The sequence below is a fragment of the Curtobacterium sp. AB451 genome (assembly GCF_050585845.1).
GTDB lineage: Bacteria > Actinomycetota > Actinomycetes > Actinomycetales > Microbacteriaceae > Curtobacterium.
On the sequence record NZ_JBOBQG010000001.1, the window covers coordinates 370,063 to 383,779 of the forward strand.

At 72.0% G+C, this 13,717-nt stretch carries 13 protein-coding genes; 8 read left to right on the forward strand and 5 right to left on the reverse strand.

What is annotated here, in order from left to right:
• Positions 1 to 82: 82 nt before the first annotated feature.
• A complete protein-coding gene (gene glpX, locus ACQXVK_RS01700; RefSeq protein ID WP_022906003.1) occupies positions 83 to 1,072 on the reverse strand; it encodes a class II fructose-bisphosphatase in 990 nt (329 codons plus the stop codon).
• Between the two features lie 220 nt (positions 1,073 to 1,292).
• Between glpX and fbaA the strand changes: the two genes are divergently transcribed.
• Both fbaA and ACQXVK_RS01710 read left to right on the forward strand, forming a co-directional pair.
• The gene (gene fbaA / locus ACQXVK_RS01705) at positions 1,293 to 2,321 is read left to right on the forward strand and encodes a class II fructose-bisphosphate aldolase (RefSeq protein ID WP_416395806.1); all 1,029 of its coding nucleotides are present in this window, start codon (positions 1,293 to 1,295) and stop codon (positions 2,319 to 2,321) included.
• A gap of 94 nt (positions 2,322 to 2,415) precedes the next feature.
• The gene (locus ACQXVK_RS01710) at positions 2,416 to 3,675 is read left to right on the forward strand and encodes a M18 family aminopeptidase (protein WP_430852465.1); all 1,260 of its coding nucleotides are present in this window, start codon (positions 2,416 to 2,418) and stop codon (positions 3,673 to 3,675) included.
• Positions 3,676 to 3,705: 30 nt separating this feature from the next.
• Here ACQXVK_RS01710 and ACQXVK_RS01715 read toward each other — a convergent pair whose 3' ends face one another.
• Positions 3,706 to 4,875, reverse strand: coding sequence for a zinc-binding alcohol dehydrogenase family protein (locus tag ACQXVK_RS01715; protein WP_430852466.1), 1,170 nt, complete (start codon positions 4,873 to 4,875; stop codon positions 3,706 to 3,708).
• A gap of 57 nt (positions 4,876 to 4,932) precedes the next feature.
• Here ACQXVK_RS01715 and ACQXVK_RS01720 point away from each other — a divergent pair, with 57 nt between their 5' ends.
• Positions 4,933 to 5,496: a TetR family transcriptional regulator gene (locus ACQXVK_RS01720; RefSeq protein WP_430852467.1), complete on the forward strand. Its 564-nt coding sequence runs from the start codon at positions 4,933 to 4,935 to the stop codon at positions 5,494 to 5,496.
• 56 nt (positions 5,497 to 5,552) lie between these two features.
• Here the strand turns inward: ACQXVK_RS01720 and ACQXVK_RS01725 are convergent, their stop codons facing one another.
• Together ACQXVK_RS01725 and ACQXVK_RS01730 are read right to left on the reverse strand one after the other, a co-directional pair.
• Complete coding sequence (locus tag ACQXVK_RS01725) at positions 5,553 to 6,284, reverse strand: DUF6264 family protein (RefSeq protein ID WP_430852468.1); 732 nt, start codon at positions 6,282 to 6,284, stop codon at positions 5,553 to 5,555.
• The gene (locus tag ACQXVK_RS01730) at positions 6,281 to 7,345 is read right to left on the reverse strand and encodes a 4-hydroxy-3-methylbut-2-enyl diphosphate reductase (protein WP_430852469.1); all 1,065 of its coding nucleotides are present in this window, start codon (positions 7,343 to 7,345) and stop codon (positions 6,281 to 6,283) included. Before ACQXVK_RS01730 ends, ACQXVK_RS01725 begins: the two co-directional genes overlap by 4 nt.
• A 125-nt stretch (positions 7,346 to 7,470) precedes the next feature.
• Between ACQXVK_RS01730 and xseA the strand changes: the two genes are divergently transcribed.
• The 5 genes from xseA (at position 7,471) to ACQXVK_RS01755 (ending at position 11,898) form a co-directional block, all read left to right on the forward strand.
• Positions 7,471 to 8,706: an exodeoxyribonuclease VII large subunit gene (xseA, locus tag ACQXVK_RS01735; protein WP_430852470.1), complete on the forward strand. Its 1,236-nt coding sequence runs from the start codon at positions 7,471 to 7,473 to the stop codon at positions 8,704 to 8,706.
• Between the two features lie 70 nt (positions 8,707 to 8,776).
• Positions 8,777 to 9,022, forward strand: coding sequence for an exodeoxyribonuclease VII small subunit (locus ACQXVK_RS01740; protein WP_430852471.1), 246 nt, complete (start codon positions 8,777 to 8,779; stop codon positions 9,020 to 9,022).
• Entirely contained in the window at positions 9,019 to 9,657 is a 639-nt protein-coding gene (locus tag ACQXVK_RS01745; RefSeq protein WP_430852472.1) for a DUF4245 domain-containing protein, read from the forward strand. Before ACQXVK_RS01740 ends, ACQXVK_RS01745 begins: the two co-directional genes overlap by 4 nt.
• 106 nt (positions 9,658 to 9,763) lie before the next feature.
• Positions 9,764 to 10,378, forward strand: a complete 615-nt coding sequence (locus tag ACQXVK_RS01750; protein ID WP_430852473.1) for a carbonic anhydrase — start codon at positions 9,764 to 9,766, stop codon at positions 10,376 to 10,378.
• 119 nt (positions 10,379 to 10,497) lie between these two features.
• On the forward strand, positions 10,498 to 11,898 hold the full coding sequence (locus ACQXVK_RS01755; protein ID WP_430852750.1) for a class II fumarate hydratase: 1,401 nt from the start codon (positions 10,498 to 10,500) through the stop codon (positions 11,896 to 11,898).
• 185 nt (positions 11,899 to 12,083) lie between these two features.
• Here ACQXVK_RS01755 and ACQXVK_RS01760 read toward each other — a convergent pair whose 3' ends face one another.
• The gene (locus ACQXVK_RS01760; RefSeq protein WP_416396321.1) at positions 12,084 to 13,445 is read right to left on the reverse strand and encodes a PhoH family protein; all 1,362 of its coding nucleotides are present in this window, start codon (positions 13,443 to 13,445) and stop codon (positions 12,084 to 12,086) included.
• Between the last annotated feature and the right edge of the window lie 272 nt (positions 13,446 to 13,717).

Genomic DNA, 13,717 nt, shown 5'->3' on the forward strand with positions numbered 1-13,717 from the left:
TCGAACTCCCCCGCGGGGCTGGTTCGATGTCGCATTCATGGTTCGACCCGGCCGCGGGTCTGCGGGTCAGCGGGTCAGCGGGTCAGAACCACTTCTCGGCGCGGTGGTCGGCCTGGATGCGGCGGATCGTGTTCGAGCGGGACCGGAGCACGAGCGAGTCCGTGTGGATGACGCCACGCGAGCGCCGGACACCGTCCACGAGGACACCGTCGGTGACACCGGTGGCGACGAAGAACGTGTTGTCCCCGGTGACCAGGTCGTCCTGGTCGAGGACCTTGTCGAGGTCGTGCCCGGCGGCGAGGGCCTTCTCGCGCTCCTCGTCGTCCTTCGGCTGGAGCTTGCCGAGGATGACCCCGCCGAGCGCCTTGATCGCGCACGCCGTGATGATGCCCTCGGGGGTCCCGCCGACACCGACGCACATGTCGATCGTCGACCCGGGCAGCGCCGCCGCGATGCCACCGGCGACGTCACCGTCGAGGAGCAGTCGCGTGCCGGCACCGGTCGCGCGGATGGCACGGATGAGCTCGTCGTGACGGGGACGGTCGAGGACGGCGATCTGCATGTCCTCGAGGTCCTTGCCCTTCGCCTTCGCGAGCGCACGGATGTTGTCGCCGATGGGCTTGTCGAGGTCCAGGACCCCACGCCCCTCGGGGCCGGCGGCGATCTTGTCCATGTAGAACACCGCGCTCGGGTCGTACATCGAGCCGCGGTCCGACACGGCCATGACGGAGATGGCGTTCTGGCGACCAGCGGCGGTCAGCGAGGTGCCGTCGATCGGGTCCACGGCGATGTCGCAGGCCGGGCCGTGCCCGTTGCCGACGTGCTCGCCGTTGTAGAGCATCGGGGCGTTGTCCTTCTCGCCCTCGCCGATGACGACCACGCCGTCGAAGTTCACCGTGCCGAGGAACTTCCGCATCGCGTCCACGGCGGCACCGTCCGCGAGGTTCTTCTCACCGCGCCCGACCCACGGCTGCGCTCGGATCGCCGCCGCCTCGGTCGCACGCACGAGCTCGAGCGCCAGGTTGCGGTCGGGCTGGAGGAACAGGGAACCGGTTTCCGTCGTGGGAGTCACGCTCGTCAGCCTACCGACCGGCGGCCGACCGCCGGTCCGGACGGCGGGCCCGTGAACGCATGTGCACGCCCGCCGCGCGTCGGCGGCGTGACCCGCACCGCGCCTCTCCCAACCGGCACGGCCGGCCCGCCGCTGGCGCGTCGCACCGGAACCGGCGGTCGGGGCCCAGTCCTGCTGACTACGATCGGCGAGGACACCACCGAAGTCGAAGGAGATCCACGTGCCCATCGCAACGCCGGAACAGTACGCCGAGATGATCGAACGAGCGAAGGCCGGCAAGTTCGCGTACCCGGCCGTCAACGTGTCGTCGTCCCAGACGATCAACGCGGTCCTCCAGGGCCTGCAGGAGTCCGGCTCGGACGGCATCCTCCAGGTGACCACGGGCGGCGCCGACTACTTCGCCGGTCACACGGTCAAGAACCGCGCAGCGGGCGCCCTCGCGATGGCGCGCTTCGCCCACGAGGTCGCGAAGAACTACGACATCACCGTCGCCCTGCACACCGACCACTGCCCGAAGGACGCCCTCGACGGCTTCGTGCTCCCGCTCATCGCGGCGAGCGAGGAAGAGGTCCGCCAGGGTCGCAACCCGATCTTCCAGTCGCACATGTGGGACGGCTCGGCCGTGCCCCTCGACGAGAACATCGAGATCGCGACGACCATGCTCCAGAAGACCCGGAACATCAACGCCATCCTCGAGGTCGAGATCGGCGTCGTCGGCGGCGAGGAGGACGGCGTCGAGCACGAGGGCACGAACGACGCCCTCTACACGACCCCGAACGACGTCGAGAAGGTCGTCGACGCCCTCGGACTCGGTGACCAGGGCCGCTGGATCGCCGCGCTCACGTTCGGCAACGTGCACGGTGTCTACAAGCCCGGTGGCGTCAAGCTCCGCCCCGAGCTCCTCGGTGAGATCCAGGCGTCGGTCGCCGCGAAGCACGGCACGGGCGAGAACCCGCTCGACCTCGTCTTCCACGGTGGCTCCGGCTCGACCGACGACGAGATCCACGAAGCCGTGCGCAACGGCGTCATCAAGATGAACATCGACACCGACACGCAGTACGCCTTCACGCGTTCGATCGCCGACTCGATGTTCCGGAACTACGACGGTGTGCTGAAGATCGACGGCGAGGTCGGCAACAAGAAGCAGTACGACCCGCGCGCCTGGGGCAAGGTCGCCGAGACCGCCATGGCGGCCCGCGTCGGCGAGGCCGCGAAGGTGCTCGGCTCGGCCGGTCACAGCCAGGGCTGACGCGCCGGGGTCACGACCTGGAGGAACGGGGCGCGTCCGTCGGACGCGCCCCGTCCTGCATCCGGTCGCCTCCACCGCGTGCCACGATGGCAGGGTGACCGCCGACGCCATCGCCTCCGACTTCGCCCAGTTCGTCACCGAGTCCCCGACCGCGTTCCACGCGGCCGCGGTGGCCCGGGACCGCCTCGTGGCGGCGGGGTTCGAGGAGCTCGACGAGCTCGCCGCCTGGCCGACGACGCCCGGCGCCTACGTGGTGGTCCGTGACGGTGCCGTCATCGCCTGGCGTCTGCCTTCCGGCGCCACCGCGACGACACCGTTCCGGATCCTCGGCGCCCACACCGACTCCCCGGGGTTCCGCGTCAAGCCGAACCCCGGTGTCCGGACCGGCGGCTGGGAGCAGCTGAACGTCGAGGTCTACGGCGGTGCGCTCCTCTCCACGTGGTTCGACCGCGACCTGCGGATCGCCGGCCGGGTCGTGGACGCCGACGGATCCGTCCGGCTGGTGTCGACCGACGCCGTCGCCCGCATCCCGAACCTCGCGATCCACCTCGACCGCGGCGTGAACGACGGCAAGGAGATCGACCGGCAGCGGCACACGCTGCCGATCGTCGGCGTCGACGGTGACGCCGGCGGCACCGACGTGGTCTCGTGGCTCCGCGCCCGACTCGGCGAGACCTGCGTGTCCTGGGACCTGTTCCTCGCCGACACCCAGGCCCCCGCGCGCATCGGCATCGACCGCGAGTTCCTCGCATCCGGTCGCATGGACAACCTGACCAGCGTGCACGCCGGGCTCCGCGGCATCGTCGACGCGCCGGCCGACGGCGACCACATCCCCGTGTTCGCCGCGTTCGACCACGAGGAGATCGGGTCGTCGACGCCGTCCGGCGCGGGCGGGCCCTTCCTCGAGGACGTCCTCGGCCGCGTGCAGGAGGGCCTCGGCGCCACCCGCTCCGAGGCGGCGCGGGCGTTCCGTGCGTCGTGGCTGCTCTCGAGCGACGCCGGACACCTCGTCCACCCGAACCAGCCCGAGAAGCACGACCCCACCAACCGCCCGCGCCCCGGCGGTGGGCCGCTCCTGAAGATCAGCGCGAACCAGCGCTACATGACCGAGGCGAAGGGCGAAGCCGTCTGGGCCGCCGCGTGCGCCACCGCCGGCGTGCCGTGGCAGCCGTTCGTCAACGTGAACACGATCCCCGGCGGCTCGACGATCGGCCCGATCGCGGCGACCCGGCTCGGGATCCCGACGATCGACATCGGCGTGGGGCTGCTCTCGATGCACTCGATCCGCGAGCTCGTGCACGTCGACGACCTCGCCGCCCTGCACGGGGCCGTCGCCGCGTTCCTGGCGGGGTAGCAGGGTCGCCCGGAACGGCCGGGTGCCCAGCTACAGCGTCACGACCACCTTCTGGGCGGACACTCCCGCGCGCTGGCGGTCGATCGCCGTCTGCACCGACCCGAGCCCCTCGCCGACCACGAGCGCCTCGGGGACCGGACGCAGCGTCCCGTCGGACAGCCCGGTCTCGAGCACCTCGCTCCAGAGTCGACGGCCCACCTCGTCGTCGCGCAGGCTGCTCCCCCAGACGAACGCCGACCGGATGCCGGCCCGTCGTGCACGCAGCGTGAGCCGGGCCATGGTCAGCCCGACCCGCGTGAAGACGGGCAGCATCGCCGGGAACAGGCGTCGGCGGCCCGCGAGTCCGTCGAGCGAGACGGGCGTGCTCGCCATCGCGAGGACACTCCCGCCGGTCCGTCGGAGCACCTCGATGCACGCGGCTGCCGAGGTCGTGCCGAGTGCGACGGCCCCCACGACCCGGCGCCCGCCGATGCCCTCGACGAGGTGCTCGACTGCCCGCGCGTCGCCGTGGTCCACGACGACGTCCGCTCCGAGCGACCGCACGAGTGCGGCGTTCCGGGGCGATGCCGTGCTGACGACGTCGTAGCCCGCTGCCCGGGCGAGCTGGACGGCGTTCATCCCGACACTCGTCGAGCCGCCCCACACCACCACGACGCCCCGCTCACCCTCGGGCTCGACGGCGTCACCGGGCACGACGGCGTCGCCGGGCATCCTGAGGCCGAGGTGCGCCGGCTGGAACAGTGCGCAGGCAGCGGTCGAGGCGCCGAGCGGCAGGACCGCGGCCTCTGCGTCCGACACGCCGGACGGCGTCGCAGCGGTCAGCCGCTCGAGCAGCACCGTCGTCTCCTGGAACGCTCCCTCCCGCATCGGGTCACGCCCGCGGTCGGTGCCCGTCGCGAGCCCGAACACCCGGTCCCCGACACGGAAGCGGGTGACCCCAGCGCCGACCGCCAGCACCTCGCCGGCGACGTCCGACCCGAGGACCGCCGGGTAGCGGAGCCAGCGGTAGGTCACCGACCCCGTGCCCTGGATCACCCAGTCGACCGGGTTCACGGCGATCGCCCGGACGCGCACCAACACCTCGCCCGCTCCGGGTTCGGCGTCGGGGACGCTCGACACGACGAGGGGAGCGCGAGATGCGCGGAGGACGGCGGCGGAGTGCTGCGACACGGGTGTGCCTTTCTGCAGGAGTGATGACACGCGGTGTCGTCACTCTAGCGCGTGACGACACCCGGTGTCATCATCTAGGCTCGCGGCATGGCCAGATGGGCGCCCGACTCCCGGGAACGACTGCGGACCGCCGCGCTCGAGCTCTTCGCCGAGCGCGGTTTCGCGGCCACGACCGTGCCGGAAATCGTCCTCCGGGCGGGACTGACGAAACGGACCTTCTTCCGGCACTTCAGCGACAAGCGCGAGGTGTTCTTCGGCGACGACGAGATCCCGCGCCTGGCCGCGGGGGTCCTCGCGGACGCACCCGCCGACGTCGGTCCGCTGGAGCTCGTGACCGAGGGACTCCGGACGCTCGCGATCCGACGGTTCGAAGCACAGCGCGAGCACATGCGTTCGGCCCGGCGGATCATCGAGGCCGAACCGTCACTCCGCGAGCGGGACCTGCGGAAGCAGGCCGACCTCCGAGACGCCGTGCAGCAGGGCTTCGTCGACCGGGGCGAGGACGAACTCACGGCACGTGTCCTCGGCGGACTCACCGTCGAGCTCTTCCAGACCGCGCTCGAGGGATGGCTGGCCGACGACGACACCGCACCGCTCACCGAGCACCTGGACCGGGTGCTCAGCCGGATGCGGTCGACCTTCGGCTGCTGACCCGGCGATCGAGACCGTCGTCGCCGCGTTCCCCGTCGGCGGACGCGCTGGGCGGGTCAGCCGCCGGTGGCCATCCGCTGCACGTACGCCGTGAACGCCGGGTCCTGGAGGAGCACGACCATCACCGGCACGATGCCGAGCACCGACGCGACCACACCGCCCAGGAGCGGGACCCAGAACGTCCAGCGCCGGGCACGGAGCCGCCGGATCGACCACCAGGCGACCAGCACGAACACCACGACGAGCACGACCGCTCGGACGAGCACGGCGGTCGAGAGCGCCGCCGGGTCGGACAGCTCGGTGTACTGGCGCTCGACGAGGGTCCGGATCGTCGAGGCGGTGGTGCCGACGGCGAGGGACTCGACGACCGACCAGAGGCCGATCACCAGCAGCCCGACCGTCAGGACGACGTCGAGCGGGGTGGCACCGAACCGTCCGGCGACCGGTGTCGGGCGGGCCGTGGCATCGTCGGTCGCAGCGCTGGGCCGCTGCGCGCCGGCACGGGGACCGCGGTCGCGAGCGGGCTGGTCGCGCGCCGCGCGTTCGTCAGCCGACCGGGAGCGTTCTTCGTGTTCGAGTCGCTCCTGTTCGACGAGCACCGGGTTCACCCAGCCCTCGGGCGCGTACTCGCCGTACTGCGGTGCCGGGCGGCCGTGGACGCGACCACGCTGGTCGGCGTCGGCCGACGTGGCGGGGGTGCGCCGCGCCTCCTGGCCGGCAGGGGGATCGGCGACGTGACCCGGGTCGCGGGCCGGGACCGCAGACCAGCCGTCCGTGCCGCCGCTCACCGGCGCCGCCCGCCGAGTGCGCGCGTCGGGTTGCCCGACGCGTCGGTGCGGAGCTCCTTGGGGAGCGAGAACATGAGGTCCTCGTGCGCGGTGACGACCTCTTCGACGGCGCCGTAGCCGGCGTCCGCGAGCTGGTCGAGGACCTCGGTGACGAGTTCTTCCGGAACGCTCGCGCCGCTCGTGACGCCGACGGTCACGACGCCGGTCAGCCAGTCCTGCTGGATCTCGGCGGCGTAGTCGACGCGGTGCGCGGCCTTCGCGCCGTGCTCCAGCGCGACCTCGACCAGGCGCACGCTGTTCGACGAGTTCGCCGAGCCGACGACGATCACGAGGTCTGCCGCGGGCGCGACCTTCTTGATCGCGACCTGGCGGTTCTGGGTGGCGTAGCAGATGTCGTCGGAGGGCGGGTCCTCGATCGCGGGGAACTTCTCGCGCAGCCGACGGACGGTCTCCATGGTCTCGTCGACGCTCAGCGTGGTCTGCGAGAGCCAGACGAGGTTGTCGGGGTCGGGGACCTCGAGCGCGGCGACGTCCTCGGGACCGTTGACCAGGATCGTGCGGTCGGGCGCGTGCCCCATGGTGCCCTCGACCTCTTCGTGGCCGGCGTGTCCGATGAGGATGATCGTGCGGTCGGCCCGGGCGAAGCGCGTGGCTTCGCGGTGGACCTTCGTGACCAGGGGGCACGTGGCGTCGATGGCGTGCAGGTCGCGGTCGGCCGCGCCGGCGACGACCGCCGGCGAGACGCCGTGCGCGCTGAACACGACGTGCGAGCCGCGCGGGACCTCGGTGACGTCGTCGACGAACACCGCTCCGCGCTGCTCGAGGGTCGACACGACGTGGACGTTGTGCACGATCTGCTTGCGGACGTACACCGGCTCGCCGTACTGCTCGAGGGCCTTCTCGACCGCGACGACGGCTCGGTCGACGCCGGCGCAGTAGCCGCGGGGCGCTGCGAGCAGGACCTTCTTGGTGCCGGCGACCGGTTCGTCCCGCAGGCGGCCGCGCGCCGCGAGGACCCGCGGGGCGGCGAGCGGGACCGTGTGGCCGTTGGTGATCGTCACGTCCTCGATGATAGGTGAGCGGGTCGCGTGCGGGCTGGGCGCGGGTGCGACCTGTGGAGAACCCGTCGCGCCCCCGCTGTCACCGGTGTCCGGCACGATGGACGTCCCGCACGAGAAGGAGCGACATGGCGATCGAACAGGGACCACCCACGGCCGACAACCCGTGGCCCGTCGCACTGCTCGGTGCCAAGATCCGCGACTGGATCGACCGCCTCGGCACCGCCTGGGTCGAGGGCGAGATCACCCAGTGGAACGTCGCCGGCGGCAACGTCTACGGCAAGCTCAAGGACGTCGAGGTCGACGCCACCGTGTCGTTCTCGATCTGGTCGAGCGTGCGCTCCCGGGTCCCGGCGGACATCAAGCAGGGCGACCGGGTCGTCGCCGCCGTCAAGCCGAACTACTGGGTCAAGGGCGGCTCGCTGACGATGCAGGTCGTCGAGATGAAGCACGTCGGGCTCGGTGACCTGCTCGAACGCCTCGAACGGCTGCGCCGGACCCTCGCCGAGGAAGGGCTGTTCGACCCCGCCCGGAAGAAGCGGCTGCCGTTCCTGCCGCACCGGATCGGCCTCATCACGGGCAAGGACTCCGACGCCGAGAAGGACGTCAAGCGCAACGCGCAGCTCCGGTGGCCCCAGGTGGAGTTCCGGACGGTGCACACCGCGGTGCAGGGCGACCGCACCGTCGGCGAGGTCACGGCCGCGATCGCGGAACTCGACGCCGACCCCTCCGTCGACGTCATCATCGTCGCCCGCGGCGGCGGCGACTTCCAGAACCTGCTCGGCTTCAGCGACGAGGGACTCGTGCGTGCCGCCGCCGCGGCGACCACCCCGATCGTCTCGGCCATCGGGCACGAGGCCGACCGGCCGATCCTCGACGAGGTCGCGGACCTCCGCGCCTCCACCCCGACCGACGCGGCCAAGCGTGTGGTGCCGGACGTCGCCGAGGAACTCGCCAACGTCCGGCAGGCGCGGGCACGACTCGGGCTGCGCCTGTCGCACACCCTGTCTGTCGAGGCGGACCGGATCGCGGCCCTGCGCTCCCGCCCGGCCCTCGCGTCCACCGCGTGGCTCGTCGACACCCGCGCGGAAGAGGTGGCGCGCGACCTCTCCCGCGCCCGTGAGCTGCTGGACCGGCGGCTCGAACGCTCCCACGCCGAGGTCGATCACCTCACCGCCAGGCTCCGGGCGCTGTCGCCGCGGGACACCCTGCGCCGTGGCTACGCCATCGTCCAGACGGCGGACGGCGGGGTCGTGCGCGGCGCCGATGACCTGTCCGGGGCGACGCCCGTGCACGTGACGCTCGGCGCCGGGACGGCCACCGGGACGCTCGAGCCGGACGGGCCGGGGCCGGACGGCGTCTGAGCGGCTGCGGGTTCTCCACCGGTCTGCCCGTGCGGGGCACACGTCGGTGGGCGCTCGGTAGGATCGAGGGGTGTCATCCCAGCAGGAACCCGAGCAGCCCGCCGTCCGGTCGCTGAGCTACGAAGCGGCGCGCGACGAACTCGTGCGCGTCGTCGCCGAGCTCGAACAGGGGTCGGCCACGCTCGAACGCTCGCTGTCCCTGTGGGAACGCGGCGAGTCGCTCGCCGCCCGGTGCGAAGAGTGGCTCGTCGGCGCACGCGCGCGGCTCGACGCCGCCCGTGCCGCGTCCGAGTCCGAGGACGGCGCAGCGCGATGACCGACGCCGACGGCCGCCCGATCGTCGCCGAGCTGGGCCGCGCCGAGACCCCGGAAGAGACCTGGGCGCGAAAGGACGCCGCACGCACCGCACGACGGCAGCACCAGACGGCGTTCAACCTCGTCATCGCGCTGATCGCCTCGCTCGGGATCGTCCTGTTCCTCGTCGCCGTGGTCGTCCGCCCGGACACCACGATCGGCGACCGCACGGTCGACTACCGGCAGGTCGCGTCCCAGGCGCAGGTGCCCGGCGTCACGCTGGCGGCTCCGGCCCTGCCGAAGGGCTTCTCGTCGAACCGCGCCGACTACCAGGACAAGACCTCCGACGGCGTGAGCGTCTGGACCGTCGGCCTGATCACGCCCGACAAGCAGTACATCGGCCTGCAGCAGGGCATCGACGCGAACGCGACGTGGGTGTCGAACCAGCTCGACCAGCACGCGGCCACCGGCTCCCGCGCGATCGCCGGCACGAAGTGGACCGTGTACGACCGCCGGTCCGAGGGGGACGACGCCGGCAACCAGGCGTACTCGCTCGTGGCGAGGTTCGACCAGGGCACCGTCGTCCTGGCCGGCACCGCCGACGACGCCGCCTTCCGGACCGTCGCCACCGCCGTCGCGAAGCAGTTCGCGAACTGACCCTCCGCACCAGCGCGAGCACCAGCCCCAGCACGACCACCAGCGCGAGCACCAGCCCCAGCCCGACCCCCAGCACGACCACCGACCCGAAGCCCCGAGGAACCCCATGCCCGACCGCGCCGCCGCCACCCCGTCCGACGCCCTCCGACTCCTCGTCGAGGGCAACGCCCGCTTCGCCGCCGACAAGCGCCGCACCGGCCGGATCGACCCGGACCGCCGCTCGGAACTCGCCGGGTCGCAGGCGCCCTTCGCCACCGTGCTCGGCTGCTCCGACTCGCGCGTGCCGTTCGAGCACGTCTTCGACGCCGGCATCGGTGACCTCTTCGCGATCCGCAACGCCGGGCAGATCGTCGACGACGTCGTGCTCGGGTCGATCGAGTTCGCCGTCGTCGCGCTCGGCACCCCGCTCGTGGTCGTGCTCCGGCACACCAAGTGCGGTGCGGTCGCCGCCGCCCGCTCCGGCGAGCCCGTGCTGGCACCGCACCTGCAGGCGCTGGTGGACGCCATCGCCCCGAGCGTCGAGCGTGTCCGCAGCACCGACGCCGACGTCCCGCAGGAGTCGGTCGGCGCCGCCCACCTCGAGGCCACGCTGCGCCAGGTGATCGAGCGGTCCGGTGCCGTCTCCGACGCGATCGCCGAGGGTAGATTGGCCGTCGTCGGCGCGACCTACGACCTCACCACGGGCGAGGTCGCCATCGACACCGTCGTGGGCCAGGCCTGACCCGCCGCCACGACGAATCGTCCCGGACACCCTCGGGACACCCACCAGCCGGCGCGACCGCGGCCGGCGAGCACCCCAGGAAGGACCACGACGACGTGACCGACACCACCCCGACCACCGTGACCGACAGCTCCGGCGAGTACCGCATCGAGCACGACACCATGGGCGAGGTCCGGGTGCCGGTGTCCGCGCTCTACCGGGCGCAGACGCAGCGCGCGGTGGAGAACTTCCCGATCTCGGGGAGCGGACTCGAGTCGGCGCAGATCGTCGCCCTCGCCCGGATCAAGCGCGCCGCCGCGATCGTCAACGGGGAGCTCGGCATCGTCGACCCCGCGCTGGCCGACGCCGTCGCGCAGGCGGCGGACGCGATCATCGGCGGGGCGCACCACGACCAGTTCCCGGTCGACGTCTACCAGACCGGCAGCGGGACCTCGTCGAACATGAACATGAACGAGGTCCTCGCGACGCTCGCGTCGGACATCGCGGGCACCGCCGTGCACCCGAACGACCACGTGAACGCCTCGCAGTCCTCGAACGACGTCTTCCCCACGTCGGTGCACGTGGCGGTGACCGAGGCCCTCATCCGCACCCTCGTGCCGGCGCTCGAGCACCTCGCCGAGTCGCTCGAGGCCAAGGCGACGCTGTGGGCCGACGCGGTGAAGTCCGGTCGGACGCACCTCATGGACGCGACGCCCGTCACCCTCGGGCAGGAGTTCGGCGGCTACGCACGCCAGGTCCGTCTGGGCATCGAGCGGGTCGAGGCGACGCTCCCCCGCGTCGCCGAGGTCCCCCTCGGTGGCACGGCGGTCGGCACCGGGATCAACACGCCGAAGGGCTTCCCGCAGCGCGTCATCGCCCAGCTCGCGACCGACACCGGCCTGCCGATCACCGAGGCGCTCGACCACTTCGAGGCCCAGGGTGCGCGTGACGCCCTCGTCGAGGCCTCGGGTGCCCTCAAGGTCCTCGCGGTCAGCCTGACGAAGATCAACAACGACCTGCGCTGGATGGGCTCCGGGCCGAACACCGGCCTGGGCGAGCTGCACATCCCCGACCTGCAGCCGGGCTCGTCGATCATGCCCGGCAAGGTCAACCCGGTCATCCCCGAGGCCACTCTCATGGTCGCCGCCCGCGTCATCGGCAACGACGCCACGATCGCTTGGGCGGGTGCGTCCGGCGCGTTCGAGCTGAACGTCGCGATCCCGGTGATGGGCACCGCGTTGCTCGAGTCGATCCGTCTGCTCGCGAACAGCTCGCGGGTGCTCGCCGACAAGACCATCGACGGGCTCGAGGCGAACCTCGACCGTGCCCGCGCGTTCGCCGAGTCCTCGCCGTCGATCGTGACGCCGCTCAACCGCGTGATCGGGTACGAGGCAGCCGCCAAGGTCGCCAAGTACGCCGTGCGCGAGGGGATCACCGTGCGCGAGGCCGTGATCGCCCTCGGTCACGTCGAGCGGGGCGAGGTCACCGAGGAGCAGCTCGACAGCGCCCTCGACGTGCTGAGCATGACGCACCCGAACTGACGCACCCGCGGTGCAGACGGGAGGCGCGGTGCCAGCTGGCACCGCGCCTCCTGTCCGTCTCATGCACCGTCTTCACGCGCTGAGCGACACGTCACGGCCGCGCGACAGCGTGACGTGTCGCCCAGCGCGAAAGCTCCCCGCGCGCCGCGCCGCGCCGCCGCACGCCCGGCCGGCCGTCGGCCCCGCTAGACCAGGTCCGGCGAGTCGAGCATCTCCGTCACCAGTGCCGCGATCGCCGACCGCTCCGAGCGCGTCAGCGTCACGTGCGCGAACAGCGGGTGCCCCTTTAGGCGTTCGATCACCGACGCGACCCCGTCGTGCCGGCCGACCCGCAGGTTGTCGCGCTGCGCGACGTCGTGGGTGAGGACGACCCGCGAGTTCTGGCCGATGCGGGACAGCATCGTGAGCAGGACGTTCCGTTCGAGGGACTGCGCCTCGTCCACGATTACGAACGCGTCGTGCAGGGAGCGCCCGCGGATGTGCGTCAGCGGGAGCACCTCGAGCATGCCCCGCTCGACGACCTCGTCGAGGACGTTGTCGGAGACCAGGGCACCGAGCGTGTCGTACACGGCCTGGGCCCACGGGTTCATCTTCTCGGCCGCGTCGCCCGGCAGGTACCCGAGCTCCTGGCCGCCCACCGCGTAGAGCGGCCGGAACACCATGATCTTCTTGTGCTGCTGGCGTTCGAGGACCGCCTCGAGGCCGGCGCAGAGCGCGAGCGCCGACTTGCCCGTCCCGGCGCTGCCGCCGAGGGACACGATGCCGATCTCCGGGTCGAGCAGGGCGTCGATCGCGAGCCGCTGTTCGGCCGAGCGGCCGCGGAGGCCGAAGACCTCGCGGTCGCCGCGCACCAGCGCCACCGCGCCAGCGGTGTGCACCCGGCCGAGGGCCGAGCCGCGCTCGGAGTGGATCACGACACCGGTGTTGACCGGGACGCCGTCCAGCTGGGACGACCGGATCTCCTCGTTCTCGTACAGGTCGGACATCTGCTCGCCGGAGACCTGCAGGTCGGCGATGCCGGTGTAGCCGGAGTCGATCGCGAGCTCGGCACGGTACTCCTCCGCCGCCATGCCGATCGACGAGGCCTTGACGCGCAGCGGCAGGTCCTTCGACACGACGACCACGTCGAGGCCGTCGTTCTTGAGGTTCGACGCGACCGCGAGGATCCGCGAGTCGTTGTCGCCGAGCTGCAGCCCGGACGGGAGGACGGACTGGTTCGAGTGGTTCAGCTCGACCCGGAACGAGCCGCCGTCGCCGATCGCGATCGGGAAGTCGAGCCGCTCGTGCTCGATCCGCAGCTCGTCGAGGAGCCGGAGCGCCTGCCGGGCGAAGTACCCGATCTCCGGGTCGTTGCGCTTGGACTCCAGCTCGCTGACGACCACCACGGGCAGGACCACCGCGTGCTCCGCGAAGCGGAACAGTGCCCGCGGATCGCTGAGGAGCACCGAGGTGTCGAGCACGTACGTGCGCTGGGCGACCGATGTGGACGAGTCCGCGGTGTGCTGCTGCTGTGTTCCGCGAGAGACGTTCTGAGAGGTCACGACCACTCCATCCCCGGGCCGCGCTCGGCCCGGTCCATGTCCTCGAACGCGGCCACTGGAGCGGTCCCGAAGCACCGACTGTGGCCGCTTCGATCGGGCGCGGTGCCCGATGCCGTCAAACTACGTCGGACCGCTGACACGACGCGAGCGACACGCGGTTTCCGGAGTTACGGTCACGTGAACAGCGCGACCGTCCGCCGGTCTGGAGGCGCGGTGCGGGCCCGCCCCGCGTCTGGCGTCCCGCGTCTCCCGCCCCGCGTCTTCCGCCCCGCGCGAAT

Bases quoted from the DNA above. Each gene is read 5' to 3' on its own strand.
- ACQXVK_RS01720 (WP_430852467.1), top strand. From the start codon at position 4,933: ATGGCCAGATGGGCGCCCGACTCCCGGGAACGACTGCGGACCGCCGCG.
- ACQXVK_RS01745 (WP_430852472.1), top strand. From the start codon at position 9,019: ATGACCGACGCCGACGGCCGCCCGATCGTCGCCGAGCTGGGCCGCGCC.
- xseA (WP_430852470.1), top strand. From the start codon at position 7,471: ATGGCGATCGAACAGGGACCACCCACGGCCGACAACCCGTGGCCCGTC.
- ACQXVK_RS01750 (WP_430852473.1), top strand. From the start codon at position 9,764: ATGCCCGACCGCGCCGCCGCCACCCCGTCCGACGCCCTCCGACTCCTC.